General features: G+C 70.3%; 18 protein-coding genes and 1 tRNA gene. 7 read left to right on the forward strand and 12 right to left on the reverse strand.

All coding sequences use genetic code 11. The features are described 5' to 3' along the window. Positions 1-30: 30 nt before the first annotated feature. From HF576_RS18305 to HF576_RS18320, 4 genes are read right to left on the reverse strand one after another with little or no spacing between them, the layout of a single operon-like run. Positions 31-219 carry a hypothetical protein gene (locus HF576_RS18305; protein WP_168914345.1) on the reverse strand — a complete coding sequence of 63 codons (189 nt, stop codon included), beginning with the start codon at positions 217-219 and terminating at the stop codon, positions 31-33. Between the two features lie 39 nt (positions 220-258). Next, complete coding sequence (locus tag HF576_RS18310) at positions 259-1,197, reverse strand: type II secretion system F family protein (protein WP_343234344.1); 939 nt, start codon at positions 1,195-1,197, stop codon at positions 259-261. Further along, positions 1,185-2,042, reverse strand: coding sequence for a type II secretion system F family protein (locus HF576_RS18315; RefSeq protein ID WP_168914251.1), 858 nt, complete (start codon positions 2,040-2,042; stop codon positions 1,185-1,187). The genes HF576_RS18310 and HF576_RS18315 overlap by 13 nt, the downstream gene beginning before the upstream one ends. Further along, a complete protein-coding gene (locus tag HF576_RS18320) occupies positions 2,039-3,187 on the reverse strand; it encodes an ATPase, T2SS/T4P/T4SS family (RefSeq protein WP_168914252.1) in 1,149 nt (382 codons plus the stop codon). The genes HF576_RS18315 and HF576_RS18320 overlap by 4 nt, the downstream gene beginning before the upstream one ends. A 102-nt stretch (positions 3,188-3,289) precedes the next feature. Here HF576_RS18320 and HF576_RS18325 point away from each other — a divergent pair, with 102 nt between their 5' ends. The 4 genes from HF576_RS18325 (at position 3,290) to HF576_RS18340 (ending at position 5,770) form a co-directional block, all read left to right on the forward strand. Beyond that, positions 3,290-3,502, forward strand: coding sequence for a PLDc N-terminal domain-containing protein (locus tag HF576_RS18325; RefSeq protein ID WP_240949012.1), 213 nt, complete (start codon positions 3,290-3,292; stop codon positions 3,500-3,502). A gap of 81 nt (positions 3,503-3,583) precedes the next feature. Continuing rightward, positions 3,584-4,792: an NAD(P)/FAD-dependent oxidoreductase gene (locus HF576_RS18330; protein ID WP_168914254.1), complete on the forward strand. Its 1,209-nt coding sequence runs from the start codon at positions 3,584-3,586 to the stop codon at positions 4,790-4,792. A gap of 68 nt (positions 4,793-4,860) precedes the next feature. After that, positions 4,861-4,942, forward strand: a tRNA-Leu gene (locus HF576_RS18335). 48 nt (positions 4,943-4,990) lie between these two features. Beyond that, a complete protein-coding gene (locus HF576_RS18340; RefSeq protein ID WP_168914255.1) occupies positions 4,991-5,770 on the forward strand; it encodes a VTT domain-containing protein in 780 nt (259 codons plus the stop codon). A gap of 27 nt (positions 5,771-5,797) precedes the next feature. Here HF576_RS18340 and ku read toward each other — a convergent pair whose 3' ends face one another. Next, entirely contained in the window at positions 5,798-6,736 is a 939-nt protein-coding gene (ku, locus tag HF576_RS18345; protein WP_168914256.1) for a non-homologous end joining protein Ku, read from the reverse strand. A gap of 46 nt (positions 6,737-6,782) precedes the next feature. Here ku and HF576_RS18350 point away from each other — a divergent pair, with 46 nt between their 5' ends. Further along, entirely contained in the window at positions 6,783-9,296 is a 2,514-nt protein-coding gene (locus tag HF576_RS18350) for an ATP-dependent DNA ligase (RefSeq protein ID WP_168914257.1), read from the forward strand. An 11-nt stretch (positions 9,297-9,307) separates the two neighbouring features. Here HF576_RS18350 and HF576_RS18355 read toward each other — a convergent pair whose 3' ends face one another. After that, complete coding sequence (locus HF576_RS18355) at positions 9,308-10,219, reverse strand: cation diffusion facilitator family transporter (protein ID WP_168914258.1); 912 nt, start codon at positions 10,217-10,219, stop codon at positions 9,308-9,310. 108 nt (positions 10,220-10,327) lie between these two features. Between HF576_RS18355 and HF576_RS18360 the strand changes: the two genes are divergently transcribed. After that, a complete protein-coding gene (locus tag HF576_RS18360) occupies positions 10,328-11,941 on the forward strand; it encodes a CocE/NonD family hydrolase (protein WP_168914347.1) in 1,614 nt (537 codons plus the stop codon). 11 nt (positions 11,942-11,952) lie between these two features. Here the strand turns inward: HF576_RS18360 and rdgB are convergent, their stop codons facing one another. Genes rdgB through murI form a run of 3 tightly spaced genes read right to left on the reverse strand, consistent with a single transcriptional unit; the run spans position 11,953 to position 14,215 of the window. Beyond that, entirely contained in the window at positions 11,953-12,612 is a 660-nt protein-coding gene (rdgB, locus tag HF576_RS18365) for an RdgB/HAM1 family non-canonical purine NTP pyrophosphatase (protein WP_425523020.1), read from the reverse strand. Then, entirely contained in the window at positions 12,609-13,355 is a 747-nt protein-coding gene (rph, locus tag HF576_RS18370; RefSeq protein ID WP_168914259.1) for a ribonuclease PH, read from the reverse strand. The genes rdgB and rph overlap by 4 nt, the downstream gene beginning before the upstream one ends. 14 nt (positions 13,356-13,369) lie before the next feature. After that, positions 13,370-14,215: a glutamate racemase gene (gene murI / locus HF576_RS18375; RefSeq protein ID WP_168914260.1), complete on the reverse strand. Its 846-nt coding sequence runs from the start codon at positions 14,213-14,215 to the stop codon at positions 13,370-13,372. A 41-nt stretch (positions 14,216-14,256) separates the two neighbouring features. Here murI and HF576_RS18380 point away from each other — a divergent pair, with 41 nt between their 5' ends. After that, complete coding sequence (locus tag HF576_RS18380) at positions 14,257-15,606, forward strand: nicotinate phosphoribosyltransferase (protein ID WP_168914261.1); 1,350 nt, start codon at positions 14,257-14,259, stop codon at positions 15,604-15,606. Between the two features lie 18 nt (positions 15,607-15,624). Here HF576_RS18380 and HF576_RS18385 read toward each other — a convergent pair whose 3' ends face one another. Genes HF576_RS18385 through HF576_RS18395 form a run of 3 tightly spaced genes read right to left on the reverse strand, consistent with a single transcriptional unit; the run spans position 15,625 to position 18,958 of the window. After that, positions 15,625-15,891: a DUF3039 domain-containing protein gene (locus HF576_RS18385; protein ID WP_168914262.1), complete on the reverse strand. Its 267-nt coding sequence runs from the start codon at positions 15,889-15,891 to the stop codon at positions 15,625-15,627. Between the two features lie 41 nt (positions 15,892-15,932). Next, positions 15,933-17,498 carry a hypothetical protein gene (locus tag HF576_RS18390; RefSeq protein ID WP_168914263.1) on the reverse strand — a complete coding sequence of 522 codons (1,566 nt, stop codon included), beginning with the start codon at positions 17,496-17,498 and terminating at the stop codon, positions 15,933-15,935. Beyond that, entirely contained in the window at positions 17,474-18,958 is a 1,485-nt protein-coding gene (locus HF576_RS18395; RefSeq protein ID WP_343234346.1) for an ABC transporter ATP-binding protein, read from the reverse strand. Before HF576_RS18395 ends, HF576_RS18390 begins: the two co-directional genes overlap by 25 nt. Positions 18,959-19,037: the final 79 nt, after the last annotated feature.

Genomic DNA, 19,037 nt, shown 5'->3' on the forward strand with positions numbered 1-19,037 from the left:
CGCGAGACGGGCACGGAATCCGCGCACGTCCTAGAAGCCCGAGACCCGCTCGATGGCCTGTTCGAACAGCCCCGCCAGCGCCGGGCCGGCGAGCGCCCAGATCACCACGACCAGCCCCGCCGTCATGAGCGTGATCAGCACCCAGCCGGGCACATCGCCTCGCTCGTCATCCGCGAGGTCCTGCCCCGAGGCGCGCAGCCTGTCGATCGCTCGACGCATCCACGTCATGTTCATCTCCTTCTCCTTCCGACCGTGAGGTCAGCCGATACCCAGTCGAAGCATGAAGATCCCGGGGAACACCGCGAACAGCACGCTCAACGGCAGAATCAGGAAGACCAGCGGCACCAACATGTAGATCTCTTTGCGGCCTGCCCGCTCGATGAGGCCGCGCTTGGCGTCCTCGCGCGCATCGAGAGCCTGTGCGTGGAGCACGTGCGCGAGCGGTGCGCCCCGATCGATCGCCGCGACCAGCTGGTCGACCGACCGCGAGAGCGCCGGAATCTCGAGGCGCGCCGCCATCCGCCCGAGCGACTCCGACAGCGGCGATCCGGTTCCCACGGCGACCACGACGCCGCGCAACTCGGCGGTGAGCTCACCCGCCCCGACATCTCCGACGCGCCGCAGCGAGTCGAGGATCCCTTCGCCCGCCGAGAGGCACAGTGCGAGGAACTCGAGCACCGTCGGCAGCTCTTCTTCGATGCGGCCGACTCGCGCCCGCGAGGCGCGGGTGAGCCACGCGTCGCACGCGAACGCACCGCCGACCGCGGCGAGCGGCGGCAGCAGGCCCAAGGCAGGCGAACCACGGCCCAGCAGCACGAGCCCCACGACCAGCGCCCCGCCCACCGCGAGCCCGACCACCGCCCACGCGAGCTGCCTGCCACGGAAGCGCGCAGCATCCATCGTCCACCCGGCCCGCTGCAGGCGCCGAGTCACCGCTTCGTCTCCGCCGATCACGCGCGCGAACCGGCGCTGCAGCACCGCCCACGCCAGAGTCGGGTCGTACCCCGGGCCGGTCGTCACATCGAGCCCGCGCGGATCGGTGACGTCGCGGATGTACGGGGCGATGCGCCGGGCAAGGCTGGGTGCACCCCAGCGCGGGGCGAGCGAGAGCAGCAGACAGACCCCGACTCCGAGCGCCGTGCCGAGCACGACCGCGTAAGCGACCTCCCCCGCGACGCCGCCGATCACCCGAACCACCGCCGCGGCTCGGGAAGCCGGCCGAGCCGGATCATCACGCGGTAGGCGACGAACGAGACCGCGGCACCGGCGAGGATGAGGACGATGCCCTCGGGGCTTCCGTACGCCTTCGCGCCTTCGGGGCGCATGGCCAGGAGCGCCAGGATCACCCACGGCGCGGCGACACCGAGCACCGCGGCGCCACGGATCCAGGATTGACGCGACTCGACCTCGGCGCGCAGGGCGGCGTCGGCGCGGACGGACGTCGCCAACGCCCGCAACACGGCGGTGAGCTCCGTGCCGCCGACCTGACGAGCCATGCGCAGCGTCTCCACGATGCGGTCGGCGACCGGATCGGCGAGGTTCGCCTTGAGTCGCTGCGCACTGGAATCGAAGTGGCCCGAGGCCGAGACGTCGCGTGCGAACGCGGCGAAAGCGGGCCGCAACTCCGCCGGAGCGGAGTCGGCGAGGCTCGCGACGGCGTCGGGGAGCGACATGCCTGCACGCACCGATGCGATCAGCAGGTCGCACACGTCCGGCCAGAGGGTGCGGCGCGTGCGCAGCAGTCGCGAACGTCGAGCGCGCAGCCATGCGAAGGGCGCGAGTGCGCCGGCTGCCGCAGCGACCAGGGAGAGGACCGCCACCTGGGTGACGAGCCACGCGGTCGCGGCGGCCACCGCCGCGCAGCAGACGGCGACCACGACCACCGACGTCGCCGACATGCGTGCCATCCCCGAGTCCTCGAGCAGCCGCGAAAGCCGGCCGGGCTTCGCATCCGATGCGTCGCGCACCACGGACGGCCATAGCCAGGGAGACAGCGCGAGCAGGAGACCTGCTGCGAGCACTGCTCCCCAGACGAACGTCATGCTGCGCCCGCTCGGTACAGCGTCCTGGCTGCGATGATGCCGCCGTCCACCCCGGCCGGGGCGACGATCTCGACGACGCGGCGAGCGCCGGACGCGTCGCGTTCGCAGTGGACGACGAGATGGACGGATGCCGCGACCGCCGGCAGCACGAAGGATGAGTCGATGTTGCGTCCGGCGAGCAGGGGCAGGGCGGCGAGCTTGCTCAGCGCCTCGCGGGCCGAGTTGGCGTGGATGGTCGCCGCGCCCGGCACACCGGTGTTGAGTGCCAGCAGGAGGTCGAGCGCCTCGGCGTCGCGGACCTCGCCGACCACGAGACGATCGGGGCGCATGCGGAGTGCTTCTTTGACCAGGCGCCGCAGCGTCACCTCGCCCGTTCCTTCGAGGCTCGGCTGGCGGCCCTGCAGCGAGACGATGTCGGCGGCGGCCACCGCGAGCTCGAAGGTCTCCTCGACGGTGACGATCCGGTGCGTGGGCGGGCAGGCCGCGATGAGCGCTCCCAGCAGGGTCGTCTTGCCCGCGTGAGTCGCGCCCGAGACGAGCACCGAGCGGCCCTGCACCATCGCCTCCTGCAGCAGATGCGCCGCCGACGGATCGAGAGAGCCGGCCGCGACGAGGCGACCGAGGTCGCGGTACGCGGGCAGGAACTTCCGGACGTTGACGGCCCAGTGGCGCCTGGTGATGTCCGGGATCACCACGTGCAGACGGGAGCCATCAGGCAGCGAGGCGTCTACGAAGGGCTGGCTGAGATCGACGCGACGGCCGCTGGACTGCAGCATCCTCTCCACGAGATCGCGTACGGCGGTCTCGGTGAGCACGAGCGGCGTGCGCTCCGGCACTCCCCCGCGCGCTACGAAGATGCGGTCGGGCGCGTTGATCCACAGTTCCTCGACCGTGGGATCGTCCAGGTAGGCCTGCAGCGGGCCGTATCCGGCGACCGACGCGAGAACGTCCCGCACGCAGGCGGCCTCGTCGTCGACCGGAGCCAACCCCCTCGCGAGTGCGAAGTCGTTGTGCCTGCGCACTTCGGCGCGGGCGATCTGTGCGGCCAGATCGGGGTCCCGCGAGGGATCGGCGCGCTCCGCCCGGAGCCGCTCCCGGACGCGCTCGGCGACGAGCGTCGAGACGGGCGTGGGCGCGAGGGTCACCGAAGCATCCTCGCAAGTCGGGGCGGGAGCATCCGGAAGTTATCCACAGATGCGCACGGAGCGGGCGCGAGGCAGGATGGTCTCAGAGACGGAAGGACCATGATGAGCAGGACCAAGATGGAGCTCTCTCCCGGTACGAAGGCGGGCCTCGGCGTCGCGGGGATCGTGCAGGTCGTGTTCGCCTTCCTGGCGTTCTGGGACCTTGCGAACCGCCACCCTGACGACGTGCGCGGGCCGAAGACCGCATGGATCCCGGCGATCCTCATCAACTGGATCGGTCCGGCCAGCTACTTCGTGTTCGGCATTCGCCGCTGAGACGTGCCCGGCGGCGGGATGTCACATCCTCCCGCTGCGCGGTGTCTCCATGTCGAAGGAATCGACACGAAGGAGGCACCCATGCTGGGCGCAACAGGACACAGGATCGACGTCGTCGTGATCGGCGGCGGTTACGCGGGAGTGATGACGGCCAACCGCCTCACGCAGCGGAGCGATGTGTCGGTGACGCTCGTGAACCCGCGCGATCGCTTCGTCGAGCGGATTCGGCTGCACCAGCTCGTCGGCGGATCCGACGATGCGGTGATGCCGTTCAACGAGTTGCTGGCGGGCGAGGTGAAGCTGGTGGTCGACACAGCAACCGCGATCGACCCAGCGCGGCGACGCGTCACCCTCGAGAAGGGCGAACCGCTGTCGTACGACTATCTCGTCTACGCGGCGGGAAGCTCGAGCGCCTCGCTGCAGGTGCCGGGTGCGGCGGAGTTCGCGCTGCCGATCTCGACCCTGGAGGAGGCCGAGCGCGTCCGCGGGGTCCTCGCCGGCACCCCGAAGGACTCCCCCGTCGTCGTCGTCGGATCGGGACCCCTCGGTATCGAGACGGCCGCAGAACTGGCCGAGCTCGGTCGTCGCGTCACGCTCGTATGCGGTCGAATCCTGAGCCCGTACAGCCACCCGAGCGCGCGTCGAACCATCCGCCGCCGCTTGGAGGCCCTGCACGTGGTCCTGCTCGAGGGCGATGCCGCGACTGCCGCGGCGGTGACGCCCGACGCGGTGGAACTGGCGGACGGGCGCACGGTGACCAGTGCCGTGACGATCTGGACCGCGGGCTTCGCCGCCGCGGGCCTTGCCCGCCACAGCGGGCTGACTACCGACGCGGAAGGCCGGCTGGTCACCGACGAGACGCTCACCAGCGTCGACGACGACCGCATCGTCGCGACCGGTGACGCCGCCTCCCCGTCGCACGTGCCGCTGCGCATGAGCTGCCAGGCGGCGCTGCCCCTCGGCTCGCACGCGGCCGACACCGTGCTGAACCGCATCTCCGGCGAGGAACCGGCCGGTTTCGACCGCGGCATCGGCGCGATGTGCGTGAGCCTCGGGCGGGACTACGGCATCTTCCAGTTCGCGCGGTTCGACGACACGGCCATCCGCCTGCACGTGCCCGGGCGCCTGGGCGCGCTCCTCAAGGAGGAGGCCTGCAAGAGCCCGATCTCGCAGATCAAGACGGAGGCGCGCAAGCCGGGCGCGCACCGGTGGCTCGTCAAGGACACGCGACGCGCCGAGCGGGTGCGCGCGGCACTCGCGGCGGAGGGGAACACGGTTCTCTCGCGCTGACCAGTGCACGAATACGGGGGTCGGCCCCACAGCCGACCCCCAGCGGCGTCAGTAGACTGATCCCACTCGCGGGAGTGGTGGAATTGGCAGACACGCAGGATTTAGGTTCCTGTGCCTCCGGGCGTGTGGGTTCAAGTCCCACCTTCCGCACGCGGACGTTCGCAGACCGCCGACACCTCGACCGACGGGAATCCCACCGTGCACGCAGTTCCTACCGCCCTGATCCCCTGGCTCGATCCGGCCGCGATCATCGCATGGGCAGGCCCGTGGGCCCTCGTCGTGGTCTGCTTCATCGTATTCGCCGAGACGGGCCTGCTCGTCGGCTTCCTGCTGCCCGGTGACACCCTCCTGGTCATCGCGGGACTGCTGTCGCACTCCACCGCGGCGGCGCCGAACGGCGTCTTCGGAATCAGCGTGTGGTGGGTGGCGCTCCTCATCGGGCTCGCCGCGTTCGTCGGCGGGGAGGTCGGCTATCTCATCGGCCACAAGGCCGGTCCCGCGGTCTTCGAACGCAAAGAGAGCGGTCTGTTCAGCGTCAAGAACGTCGAGCGCACCAACGCGTTCTTCGAGCGCTTCGGCGGCCTGACGATCATCCTCGCCCGCTTCGTGCCGATCGTCCGCACCTTCGCGCCGGTCGCGGCGGGCGTCGGCCACATGCACAAGGGCAAGTACACGCTCTACAACCTCATCGGGGCCGTGCTGTGGGGCTTCGGCCTCACGATGTTCGGCTACGCCATCGGCTTCATCCCGTTCGTGCGTGACCTCGTCACCGAGTACATCGACATCATTCTGCTGATCGCCGTCGGCGGCACCGCCCTGGTCACGCTGTGGCACTACCTTCGCGAGCGCAGCAAGGCCAAGAAGGCCGCCGCAGCCGGCAAGGACGTCGTCACCGACGAGGCCGAGGCCGAGGCACTCGTCCTCGACCCCGAGGTCTTCGAGCGCGGGCCCGAGCACGGCGAGGCCCCGAAGGGCTGAACCGGGACCCGGAGTCGGGTCGTCGCGTCAGGAAGCCTTCTTCTTGGCTGCCGGCTTCTTCTCGGCGGTCTTCTTGGCCGCCGGCTTCTTGGCCGACGAGCCGGACGCCTTGCTCTCGGATTTCGCGGAGCCCCCGGCATCCTTCTTCGTGGACTCCTTCGAGTCCGAGCCGCCGCGCGCCGCGCGTGACTTCTCGACGCTCGCCCGCAGAGCCGCCATGAGGTCGATGACCTCGCCGCCGGTCTCCTCCTCCTCGTGGTCGCCGAAGGTCTCGGCGGTGTCGACGGCGTCGCCCTTCTCGAGCTTCGCCTCGATCAGCGTGCGGAGCTCGGCCTGGTATTCGTCGGTGAACTCCTCGGGATCGAAGTCGCTGGCGAAGCTCTCGACGAGGGATGCCGACAATTCGAGCTCTTTCGCAGAGATGCGCACCGACTCGTCCAGGGCCGGGAACGCCGCCTCGCGCACCTCATCGGCCCACAGCAGCGTCTGCAGCACCAGCACGTCACCGCGGACCCGCAGCGCGGCCAGGCGCGTCTTCTGCCTCAGCGAGAAGCGGACGATCGCGGTCCGGTCGGTCTGCTCCAGCGTCTTGCGCAGGAGCACGTACGCCTTGGGCGACGCCGAGTCGGGCTCGAGGTAGTACGCGCGATCGAGCGTCAGCAGATCGATTTGGTCGCTCGGCACGAACTCCACGACGTCGATCTCACGACTCTTCTCGGCCGGGAGCGACGCGAGGTCGTCCTTGGTGAGCACGACGGTCTTCTCGCCGTCGTCGTACGCCTTGTCGATGTCGGAGTACGGCACCACCTCGCCGTCGATCTCGCACACGCGCTGATAGCGGATGCGTCCGCCGTCCTTGTTGTGCACTTGATGCAGCGAGACATCGTGGTCTTCGGTCGCGGAGTACACCTTGACCGGCACGTTCACGAGCCCGAACGTCAGTGCACCCTTCCAGATCGCCCTCATCCCACAAGTACACACCGGTAACACCGGTCACGGCTACCCTGAACCCATGCCCGGCGGAGAGCAACTGGTGCGGATCGGCGGAAGGCGACTGCGTATCACCAACCTCGACAAGGTGCTCTACCCCGAGACGGGCACCACCAAAGGCGAGGTGATCGACTACTACACGCGCATCGCCGAGGTCATGATCCCGCACGTGGTCGGGCGCCCGGTCACCCGCAAACGGTGGCCAGACGGCGTCGGCACCGAGGACGATCCCGGCATGGTCTTCTTCGCAAAGGACCTCGAGCGGGGCGCACCCTCCTGGGTGAGACGGATGCCGATCCCCCACTCGACCGGACCGAAGGACTATCCGCTCGTGGGCGACGTGCCCACGCTGGTGTACCTGGCGCAGGTCGCGAGCCTCGAGCTGCACGTGCCGCAGTGGCGCTTCGCTCCGGACGGCGCACGCGGTGATGCCGATCGTCTCGTGCTCGACCTCGACCCGGGCCCCGGCGTCGGCCTGGCCGAATGCGCCACGGTCGCCGGCTGGGCACGGACGATCCTGGAAGGCATGGGCCTCGAGCCCTACCCGGTGACCAGCGGGAGCAAGGGGATCCACCTCTACGCGGCACTGCCGCCCGGGCAGTCGAGCGAGCAGGCGTCGGCCCTGGCCAACGAGCTCGCCCGCGCGATCGAGGCGGATCATCCCGACCTCGTGGTCAGCAGCATGAAGAAGTCCGAGCGACGCGGCAAGGTACTGATCGACTGGAGCCAGAACAACGGCTCTAAGACGACGATCGCGCCGTACTCTCTGCGCGGGCGCATGCATCCCACGGTCGCCGCTCCACGCACGTGGGAAGAGCTGGACGACCCCGACCTGCGCCACCTCGACTTCACCGAGGTGCTCGAGCGCATCGACGAGATCGGCGACCCGATGGCGCCGCTGGGCTTCCACGCCGGCGGTCGCGAAGCCGAGACCGGCCCGCTCGCGCCCTACATCGCCAAGCGCAGCGCCGACCGCACCCCCGAGCCGGTGCCGCGCAATCCGCTCGGGGCGGCCCCTACGGACGACAAGCCGCAGTTCGTCATCCAGGAGCATCACGCCACGCGGCTGCACTGGGACTTCCGCCTGGAGCGCGACGGCGTGCTGGTCAGCTGGGCGGTGCCCCGGGGCGTGCCGCACTCGTACAAGCGCAACAACCTCGCCGTGCAGACCGAGGACCACCCGATGGAGTACGCCACGTTCGAGGGCACGATCCCCGCCGGCGAGTACGGCGGCGGCACGGTGACCATCTGGGACGACGGCCGGTACGACCTCGAGAAGTGGCGCGATGACGAGATCATCGCGACGCTCGAAGGTCGACCGGGAGGTCCGCTCGGACGCGTCCGGCTGGCCCTCATCCGCACCGAGGGCGACGGTGAGAAGTCCAGCTGGCTGCTGCATCGGATGAAGACGGATGCCGACGGCCGGCCGCAGCCGGACGGCATCCCCGTCGAGCCCAGCCCGCAGGCCGACGAGCCTCGGCCCGCGGCATCCGCCCGCCGCTCCCCACCCGGGCCGGCACCGCGCACCGACGTCGCACCTTCCGCCGCTGCCGCTCCACCTGCGGACGCCCTCCGGCCGATGCTGGCGACGTCCGCGACCCCGGCCGCGGCCCGCCAGTCGGCGCAGCGATGGGGCGAGCCGTCGTGGGTCGAGATGAAGTGGGACGGCATCCGCGCCGTCGGCTCGTGGGACGGCTCGCGACTGCGCCTCTACGCGCGCAGCGGCAACGAGATCACCCACCGCTACCCCGAGCTGACGGCGGTCGACGCCGGCCTGGGCGACGAGCCGGCGGTGGTGGACGGCGAGCTCGTGGCGCTGGAACCGGACGGACGGCCGAGCTTTCCGTTGCTGCAGACCCGGATGAACCTCGAGCGGGCCGGCGACATCGCCCGCGAGGCGCGCCGCACGCCCGTGCGCTACTACCTGTTCGACGTGCTCTCGCACGACGGGGACGACCTGGCCGTCCTGCCGTTGCGGGAGCGACGGGACGTGCTCGAAGCGATCGCGGACGACACCGTCGACGCGATCGCGGTTCCGCCGGTGTTCGACGACGTCGATGCGGCGCTCGGTGTCAGCCGGCAGCTGCGACTGGAGGGCATCGTCGTGAAGGATCCGGCGTCGCGGTACCTCCGGGCAGGCAGATCGGAGTCCTGGCTCAAGGTGAAGATCACGCACACCCAGGAGGTGGTGATCGCCGGCATCCGTCCCGGCAAGGGCGGACGCAGCGGCACGTTCGGCTCGCTGCTGCTGGGCATTCCGGGGGCTGACGGGCTGCAGTACGCGGGCCGCGTCGGCACCGGATTCAGCGACTCGATGCTCGCCACGCTGCTGCAGAAGCTCACTCCCCTGCGCACCGACGAGAGCCCCCTCGTCGGCGTGCCGCCGCTCGACGCCCGAGACGCGCTCTGGGTGCGGCCCGAACTCGTCGGCGAGGTCGAGTACGGCGAGTTCACGCCGGGCGGCATCCTCCGCCACCCGCGGTGGCGGGGTCTGCGTCCCGACAAGTCACCGGCAGAGGTGCGACGCGAGAACTGAGGCCCGCGGGGTCACGCGTGGGCGTCGTGCTCGACGTGACCGGCCGGCTCGAGCTGAAAGGTCGAATGCGCGACGTCGAAGTGCTGCGACAGACATGTCTGCAGTTGACTCAGGATGCCGGATGCCCTGCCGTCCTGCAGCGCCGCCTCGTCGACCACCACGTGGGCCGAGAACACCGGGGCGCCGCGCGTCAGCTGCCACACGTGCACGTCATGCACATCCACGACACCGGGGGTCCCGAGGATGTGCTCGCGGATCTCACGGACGTGCGTGCCCTTCGGCACGGACTCGGCGAGGACCGACACGACCTCGCGCATCAGTCCGATCGCTCGCGGGATGATCATGGCCGCGATGAACAGCGACGCGATCGCGTCGGCCTGCGCCCACCCGGTCACGAGGATCACGATCGCCGCGACGATGACCGCGGCCGAGCCGATGAGGTCGCCGAGCACCTCGAGGTAGGCGCCGCGCACATTGATGCTGCGCCGCTGCGCCGAGCTCAGCAACCACATCGCCACCGCGTTGGCGACGAGACCCACGATGGCGACGCCCAGCATGAGTCCGCCGGCGACCTCGACATCGGAGGGTGACAAGAGGCGCGAGACGCCTTCGACGGCGACCCACGCCGACAACGCGATGAGGATGATGCCGTTGACCAGGGCTCCGAACACCTCGGCACGCTGGTACCCGAAGGTGCGGCGATCGTTCGCCGGCCGCGCAGCGACGATGCTTGCGACCAGGGCGATCACCAAGGCAGCGGCATCCGTGAACATGTGCGCCGCATCGGCGAGGAGAGCGAGCGAACCCGAGAGAGCGGCGCCGATGATCTGCACCACCATGACCACCGTGGTGATCGCGAGCGAGATCGCCAGCAGGCGACGGTTACCCGCCCCGCGGACGCCGCTCGGCGCATGGTCGTGCATGTCTCCAGGCTAGGCGGCGGACTCCGTCCGCGCGGCGCACTTCACGTACTCGGGAATGAGTGTCCTTCTCACCCCGGCGGTGCGGGTGGGTGCTAGCGTGCCGCTGTGATGCAGCGCACGACGCCCACGACCGATCGGCCCTGGCGACGTTCCGGCGCCGCGCAGTACGCCCTCCAACGGGTCTCCCGGATGCTGCGACCCCCGGTCGTCGTGACGCCGATGGATCCTCGCGTGCGCAAGCAGCAGGACGTCGAGATCCCGATGCGGGACGGCACCATCCTGCGGGCCAACGTCTATCTGCAGGCCGGCGCCGGACCCGTGCCCGCCATCCTCTGCGCACACCCCTATGGGAAGGACGTCCTTCCCCGTCGTACCCGGCGCGGGTATCGCATCAACCCGCAGTTCCGGTTTCTGCGCCAGACCGAGCAGATCCACATCTCGGACGAGACGAGCTGGGAGGCGCCGGACCCGTCGTGGTGGGTTCCGCGCGGATTCGCGCTCGTCAACCTCGACGTGCGCGGGGCCGGTCGTTCCGACGGGGTCGGATCTCTCATGAGCGACGCGGAGGCGCAGGACCTCCATGCCGCGATCGAGTGGATCGCACAGCAGGAATGGTGCGACGGCGGCGTGGCCATGCTGGGCGTGTCGTATCTCGCCATTTCGCAGTACAAGGTGGCGGCGACGCGCCCGCCACACCTGCGGGCGATCGCTCCCTGGGAGGGGTTCACGAACGCGTACCAGGACTTCTTCTACCCCGGCGGCGTCCGCGAAGTCGGCTTCTCACGACTGTGGACGACGCTCGTGCGCCGATCGGCGCGCATGGCGCCGGACCTCGGCGCCGAGGTCGCGGCACGTCCGGACGAAGATGCGTGGTGGGATTCGCTCGTGCCCGACCTGCGGCGGATCGACGTGCCGATGCTCGTGTGCGGCAGCTTCTCGGACGCGAATCTGCACACGAGGGGGTCTTTCCGGGCCTTCCGCGAGGTCTCGTCCTCGGCGCGCCACCTTTACACGCACCGCGGCGGCAAGTGGGCGACCTTCTACGGCGACGAGGCGAAGGCGGCGCAGCTCGCCTTTCTGCAGACGCATCTCCAGGATGCTGCGCAGACCCTGCCCCGCGTGCGGCTGGAGGTGCGAGAGCGACGCGACGCGGTGCTCGCGGTCCGCCACGAGGACCGATGGCCCCCGCCCGGCGAGACCCGCACGCTCCATCTGAGCGGCCACGGCGCGCTCGACACTGCCGTGCCCGAGCACGCCTCCCCGGTCACGTTTCCGGCACGCCGTCGTGCGGCGGCCTTCTCGTGGACTTTCGACGAAGACACCGAGGTCACCGGCGAGGCTCGCGTGCGGCTGTGGATCAGCGCGGCCGAGGAAGCGCCTCTGTCGCTGTTCGCGGGGCTGTCCAAATGGACCGCGAACCGCTTCATCCCCTTCGAGGGCTCGTACGGATTCGGACGGGATTACGTCGCAACGGGCTTTCGGCGGGTCCTTGCGACGCGAGAGCCGCAGCCGGTGGAGATCGACTTCGCACCATCGGCGACGCTCTTCCGTGCGGGCGACGAGCTGCGCCTTCACGTCGGCGGGCGTTCGTTGTCGCCGCGCAATCCGCTGTGGGGATCCTTCCCTGCGCTCTACCGCTCGAGCCCGCGCATCACCTGCACCGTGCACGCGGGCGCCGGGCATCCCTCGGCGCTCGAGCTGCCGATCGCCTCACTCGACTGAGCGGGACCGGGTCAGAGTCCGGCCAGGAGCGGCGCGAGAGCGGCGAACGCGCGCGAGCGGTGGGACTCCGCGTTCTTCTCCGCCGCGGTCCACTCGCCCACGGTCCGCTCAGCATCCGCGGGCTGGCCGTCCGGCACGAACACGGGGTCGTACCCGAACCCGCCGGCCCCGGCGGCCGCCGTGGCCAGGCGTCCGGGCCAGATGCCTTCGACGACGTGTTCGACGCCGGCATCCGATCCCGGTGACCCCGCCGGCACGACGAGGGCGATCGTCGACACGAACTGTGCGGTGCGGTGGGGATCCCGGATGTCGGAGAGCTGGTCGAGCAGGAGGTTCAGGTTCGCGGCGGCATCCTTCGCGTGTCCGGCCCAATACGCCGAGAAGACACCGGGCGCTCCGCCGAGCACGTCGACGCAGATGCCCGAGTCATCGGCGAGAGCCGGGAGCCCGGTGTGCGCGGCCGCGGCCCGGGCCTTGATCAGGGCGTTCTCAGCGAAGGTGACGCCGTCCTCCACCGGCTCGGGTCCGTCGTAGCCGATCACCTGGAGGTCGGGGCGGGTCCCCGCGACGATCGCCTGGAACTCCTCGACCTTGTGCGGGTTGTGCGTCGCGAGCACGATGCTGCGTTCCGACTCGCTTCGCTCGCTCAACGACCGGCTCACGTCCGTCACTCCGAAGCGACCGGCTCGAGGGCGGCGAGCTGGTGGCCGCGCAGCGCCGCGCAGCCGTTCACGCCGAGCTCGAGCAGCGCGTCGAGCTCGCGCTTGTCGAACGGCGCCCCCTCGGCCGTGCCCTGCACCTCGACGAAGAGTCCGCGGCCGGTCACGACCACGTTCATGTCGGTCTCGGCACGGACATCCTCGACGTACGCGAGGTCGAGGAGGGGCTCGCCGTCGACGATGCCCACCGAGACCGCCGCGACCGAGTCGAGGAGAGGCGTGGCCTTCTGACCGATGAACTTCTTCGCGCGACCCCACTCGATCGCGTCGGCGAGCGCGACGTAGGCGCCGGTGATCGCCGCGGTCCGGGTGCCGCCGTCCGCCTGCAGCACGTCGCAGTCGATGACGATGGTGTTCTCACCCAGAGCCTTGGTGTCGACGACGGCGCGCAGCGCCCGGCCGATCAGCCGGGAGATCTCATGCGTGCGCCCACCGATCTTGCCTTTGACGCTCTCGCGGTCGTTGCGGCTGTTGGTGGCGCGGGGCAGCATCGCGTACTCCGCGGTGATCCAGCCCTTGCCCTTGCCGACCAGCCAGCGCGGCACGCCGTTGGTGAACGACGCGGTGCACAGCACCTTGGTGCCGCCGAACGAGATGAGCGCCGAGCCCTCGGCGTGGCTCGACCACCCGCGCTCGATGGTGATGGGACGCAACTGGTCGGCGGCGCGACCGTCCGCGCGCACAAGTTCGGTCATGGAGGCTCCTCGGGTCAGGCGGTCGGAAGGTCGATGGCGCCGGTCTGCACGAGCCGGACGGCGGTCACCTCGCGGCCCATGAGCCGGTGAGCGAGGTCGAGGAACTCATCGGCGGACGCGCCGGTGGCCTCGTAGACGTGGCGGGGCGTGGCATCCGGTCCCGCGAGCAGGTTGCGCGACACGAGCTGCCGGTAGACGTCCTTCGCGGTCTCGGTGTCGCTCGAGACGAGGCTCACTTCGGGGCCCATCACATAGCTGATGGCGCCTTCGAGGAACGGGTAGTGCGTACAGCCCAGCACGAGCGTGTCGACGCCGGCGTGACGCAGCGGCGCGAGGTACTCCTCGGCGACCGCCAGCACCTCGGGCGAGTCGGTGACGCCGTCTTCGACGAACTCGACGAAGCGCGGGCACGCCTGCGCGAACACCGTCAGCCTCTCGTTGACCTCGAGCATGTCCTGGTAGGCGCCCGATCCGATGGTCCCGGCCGTGCCGATGACCCCGATGCGGCCGTTGCGGGTTGTCGACATCGCGGTGCGCACGGCCGGCCCGATCACCTCGACGACCGGGACGTCGTAGCGCTCCCGCGCGTCGCGCAGCATCGCCGCCGAGGCGGTGTTGCACGCGATCACGAGCATCTTCACGCCCTGATCGACGAGCGCGTCGAGGATCTCGAGCGAGTAGCGGCGCACATCCGCGATGGGCTTGGGCCCGTACGGCGATCGCGCGGTGTCGCCGATGTACAGGATCGACTCGCGCGGCAGCTGAGCCGAGACGGCACGGGCGACGGTGAGCCCGCCGACACCGGAATCGAAGATTCCGATCGGCGCGTCCGCGCCGTCCTGAGCCTGCCGAAGGGTCACGATGCCCCAGCCTACGCCAGCCGATCACTAGGCTGACCCGCATGACCCTTCGACAGGCTCAGGACGGCGGTCCCTCGACCGCGCTGTTGACGGACCGCTACGAACTCACGATGCTCGACGCGTCGCTGCGCGACGGCACCGCCGAGCGACGCTGCGTCTTCGAGCTGTTCGCCCGCCGTCTGCCGGGGGCACGACGGTTCGGCGTCGTCGCGGGAACGGGGCGCCTGCTGGAGCTGATCCGCGACTTCAGGTTCGGCCAGGACGAGCTGCGCTTCCTGAAGGACGAGAACGTGGTGGATGCCGCGACCCTCGACTTCCTCGAGGAATACCGTTTCACCGGCTCGATCACGGGCTACCGCGAGGGCGAGCTCTACTTCCCCGGCTCGCCGATCCTCACCGTCGAGGGCACGTTCGCCGAGGCCGTCGTTCTGGAGACCCTCGCCCTCAGCGTCCTCAACCACGATTCCGCCATCGCCACGGCCGCCGCCCGCATGAGCGTCGCCGCCGGAGAGCGCCCGCTGGCCGAGATGGGGTCGCGGCGCGCCGCCGAGTCCTCGGCCGTCGCCGCCGCGCGAGCCGCATACATCGCCGGCTTCGGCGCGACCTCGAACCTCGAGGCGGGACGGCGTTGGGGCATCCCGACAATGGGCACCGCTGCGCACTCGTGGACCCTGCTGCACGACAGCGAAGAGGCTGCGTTCCGCGCGCAGATCGAGGCGCTCGGCGTGGAGACGACACTTCTGGTCGACACCTACGACATCCGCGAGGGCGTCGCGACGGCGGTCCGGGTCGCGGGTGCCGGGCTCGGCGGCGTCCGCATCGACTCGGGCGACCTGCCGACGGTGGCCGCCGATGTGCGTGCCCAACTGGACGAGCTGGGCGCGACCGGCACCCGGATCACCGTGACGAGCGACTTGGACGAGTTCGCGATCGCGTCGCTGGCGGCATCCCCTGTCGATTCCTACGGGGTCGGGACCTCGGTGGTCACCGGCTCGGGAAGCCCGACGGCCGGTATGGTCTACAAGCTCGTCGCGCGGCAGGACGACGCCGGCGGCTGGGTCGCGGTGGCGAAGGCCTCGACCGACAAGGGATCCAAGGGCGGCCGCAAGGCCGCCTTCCGCACGCTCGACGACGGCACGGCCACGAGCGAGCTGATCGCCGTCTCGGACGGCTTCGAGCAGCTGCAGACCGTGGCGTCACATCCCGGAGCGCGTGCGCTGCAGGTCACGCTCATGGCCGAGGGGGAACCGGATGCCTCGTACGAAGGAGCCGCGGGCGTCGAGGCCGCGCGCGCGCACCACGCACGCGTACGCGAGGAGTTGCCGGTACGGGCTCTCGCGCTCAGCCGCTCCGATCCGGCGATCCCCACGGTCTACGTCGACGCGGAGTGAGCCGGCCCAGCCGGATGCTCAGCCGCCGAGGGACTCGTAGATCTCTTTGCAGGTGGGGCAGATCGGGAACTTCTCGGGGTCTCTGCCCGGCGTCCACTTCTTCCCGCACAGCGCGCGCACCGGCTTGCCGGTGATGGCCGACTCGAGGATCTTGTCCTTCTTCACGTAGTGCGAGAAGCGCTCATGATCGCCCGGCTCGACGCTCTCTTCGCGGATGAGCTCTTCGAGCTCGCGGTCGAGGGTCGCGAGTCCACCCTGATCGGGGCCTTCGACAGGTGTGCTCATGGTGAGTCAGTTTAGCCCGTCGGCAGCGCGCGGGACCCGGCTCACGTCGCCTCCGCGAACTCCATGATCCGCCCGCCGCGTCGCTCGAATGCCAGGGATCCGACGACGACTCCCACGACGAGGACACCGAGTCCCACACCGATGCCCGTCCACATCGCCGTGGTCGCGGCATCCGCCTCGCCGTTCAGAGCGCGCCACGACCACCACAGCGCGGGGATCGCCAGCGCGAGCCCGCCGAGCATCACGAGCGCCTGCGCGATCGCGCCCGTGGCGCTGGTGCGCTGCGGCTGCTGGAAGGGACTCTCGCCCGGGCGTGAGACCGCATAGGGGGCCAGCACCGACGAGACGCTCGATAATCCGAGACCGGCGAGGAAGAGCGAGGCGCACACGCCGACCATCGCGGGAAGCAGCGCCCATCGGCCATGCAGGGAGATCGCGACGGGGATCGCGACGGCCAACAGGGGCACGCCGATGAGGACGACGGGGACGAGGCGACCGACGCGGTCCGAGATCCCTCGCACGCCGCTGGCGACATGCATCCACACCGCCGTCGAGTCGTATGCGACATCGTTGTGCGGCAGCCATCCCAGGAAGAGCGCCGCGAACGGCACGGGCACCAGCACGACGAGCTCGGGGGGAACCCCGGCGATCAGCAGAGGGACGACCGTGATCGCGGCGGCGATCGGGATGATCAACGCGTTGACGACATAGCGCCTGTCCCTGAACCAGTAGTGCAGACTGCGTGCGGCGATCGCGCCACCCGGTGTGCCCGGCGCCACGGCGAACCAGCCGAGACCGCCGCGGTCGCGGGTGGACAGGGGGCGCTCGGTCGTGGTGAGCAATCGGTGCACGGCCCACGTCCACAGCAGGCCGAGGACCGCGACCGTCGCGACGGCGACGACGACGGTGAGCCAGAGGTTGCCGCCGGTCGCCACGACTCCCGGGAGTGCCCACCCGGCTCCCAGCGGGGTCAGGGCAAGTGTCGAGACGGCCTCGACCAGCTGCGGCGGGACGGTGCCCTCCCACTCGAGGGATGCCAGGAAGACGCCGACGGGAACCACCACGACGAGCACCACCAGGACGAACACGCCCGACAGCTCGCGAGAGCGGCGCTCCCGAAGGAACAGGGCCGCGAGGGCCATGCACACCCGCGCGAGAAGGGAGCACGTGACGATTCCGAGAACCACCCCGAGGATCGTGAACACGGGCGGCACGCCCGACTCCGACCACACCACGGCGGCACTGACGGCGATCGCGAGCAGAACGAGGATGGGCACGCTGATCAGGCCCACCACGGCGAGCACCGCGGCGAGCCGGCCTCGCGACGGTGCGAGCAGTGCGAAACGTCGCGGGTCCAGCGGATCCTCCGCCGCGCCGATGAGCGGTGCGAGAGCGAATCCGAGCGTGACGCCCGAGCCGCCGAGGACCGTGACGGCGAGGACGACATCGGTGTCGGCGTCCCGCATGGTCAGGATCGCCCAGCACGCCGCAGCGGTCGCCCCGGCGAGGATCACCAGCCCCGCGACGACGCGGATCACATGCGACGGGCGGCCGCGCAGCGTCCCGAAGAGCAGCGCCAGCCTCAGTCGGAGAACGTGTGCAGCCATTCCAGGCCCTCCACGTCGCTGAGGCCGCCGGCGAGCTCGACGAAACGCTGTTCGAGCGTCAGCTCGCCGCGCACCTCGTCGACGGTGCCCTCAGCAAGCACCTGCCCGGCCACCAGCACGGCCACGCGCGTGCAGACGCGCTCCACGAGCTCCATGCCGTGGCTCGAGAGGATCACCGTCCCCCCATGCGCGACGTACGTGGAGAGGATGTCGAGGATGATGGCGCTCGAGACCGGGTCGACGGCCTCGAACGGCTCATCGAGCACGAGCAGGCGCGGAGAGTGGATCAGCGCTCCCGCGAGCATGACCTTCTTGAGCATGCCCGCCGAATAGTCCGAGACGCTGCGCCCCAGCGCGCCCTCCAGATCGAACGCGCGCGCCAGATCGGCTGTCCGGCTTTCCACGACCGCCGGAGAGAGCCCGCGCAGAACACCGTAGTAATAGAGGAGCTGCCGCCCCGTGAGGCGATCGAATGTGCGCAGGCGATCGGGCAGGACGCCCATCAGCTTCTTCGCCGCGAGCGGCTTCGCCGCGGCGTCCACGCCACCGACCCGGATCGTGCCGCGGTCGGGATTCAGCAGCCCCGCGATCATCGACAGCGTCGTGGTCTTGCCGGCACCGTTCGGGCCGACCAGACCATAGAACGTGCCGGCGGGGACGGTCAGGTCGATGCCCTCGACGGCATGCGTACCGCCGAACCGCTTCGTGACCCCGCGAAGAACGAGCACGTCACCGGATGCCGCGGCCGCAGGCGGCGGTACGACCGGTGCGGCCGCGGGCTCAGGCTCTGGTTCGGGCTCAGGCTCAGGCTCGCGGCCAGGCACGATGACCGGTGCGACCACGTGCTCCGGCCCGACCTCCGCCTCGTGCTCGACCGGCGCGGCGCCTTCATCCTCGACCACTGTCGCGGCCCGGACCGTATCGGCTTCACGCTCGACGACGGCCGTCGCGTGCGCTTCGGGCTCGGTTCCGGCCTGGGGCTCGCTTTCGACCTGGGACTCGGTCTCGACTCCAGGCTCGCCTTCCACCTGAGGCTCGCCTTCGACCTGAGGCTCGGCCTCGGGTTCCGGCTCGATCTCGGGCTCGACCGAGACGGACTCGGGTTCGGCCAGGGCACCGGTCTCGGATTCCTCGACCGCCGAGGGGACGGCTTCGGTCAGCGGCGCGGGGAGCGGCGGCTTCGGGGGGACCACGATGTCAGCCGCCACGATCGCTGCGACATCCAGGTCCGTCGGCAGCGGGGGTGGCGGACCGGGATCCGCGACCGGAGCCGCGGCCTGCGTCGGACGCTTGGTCTTGGCGGCGGGCTTGCGCCCGCCCTTGGGCCGCGGCTTGCGGGGCGATTCGTGCGCGTCGGAGGCCGGCTTCACCGTCGCGGGAAGCCGGACGACCGGCGCACTGGCGTGACCGTCCGGCTCTTCCGGATCGATGTCATTCGGCACCGGGAGGGAGGCTGTCACCAAACAAACGTATCAAGGGCCTCCGTCAGACGGGGAAGTCGGTGACGCCGAATCTCAGCATCCGCGTTATGTCACAAAT

The sequence above is a fragment of the Microbacterium salsuginis genome (assembly GCF_012524205.1).
GTDB lineage: Bacteria > Actinomycetota > Actinomycetes > Actinomycetales > Microbacteriaceae > Microbacterium > Microbacterium salsuginis.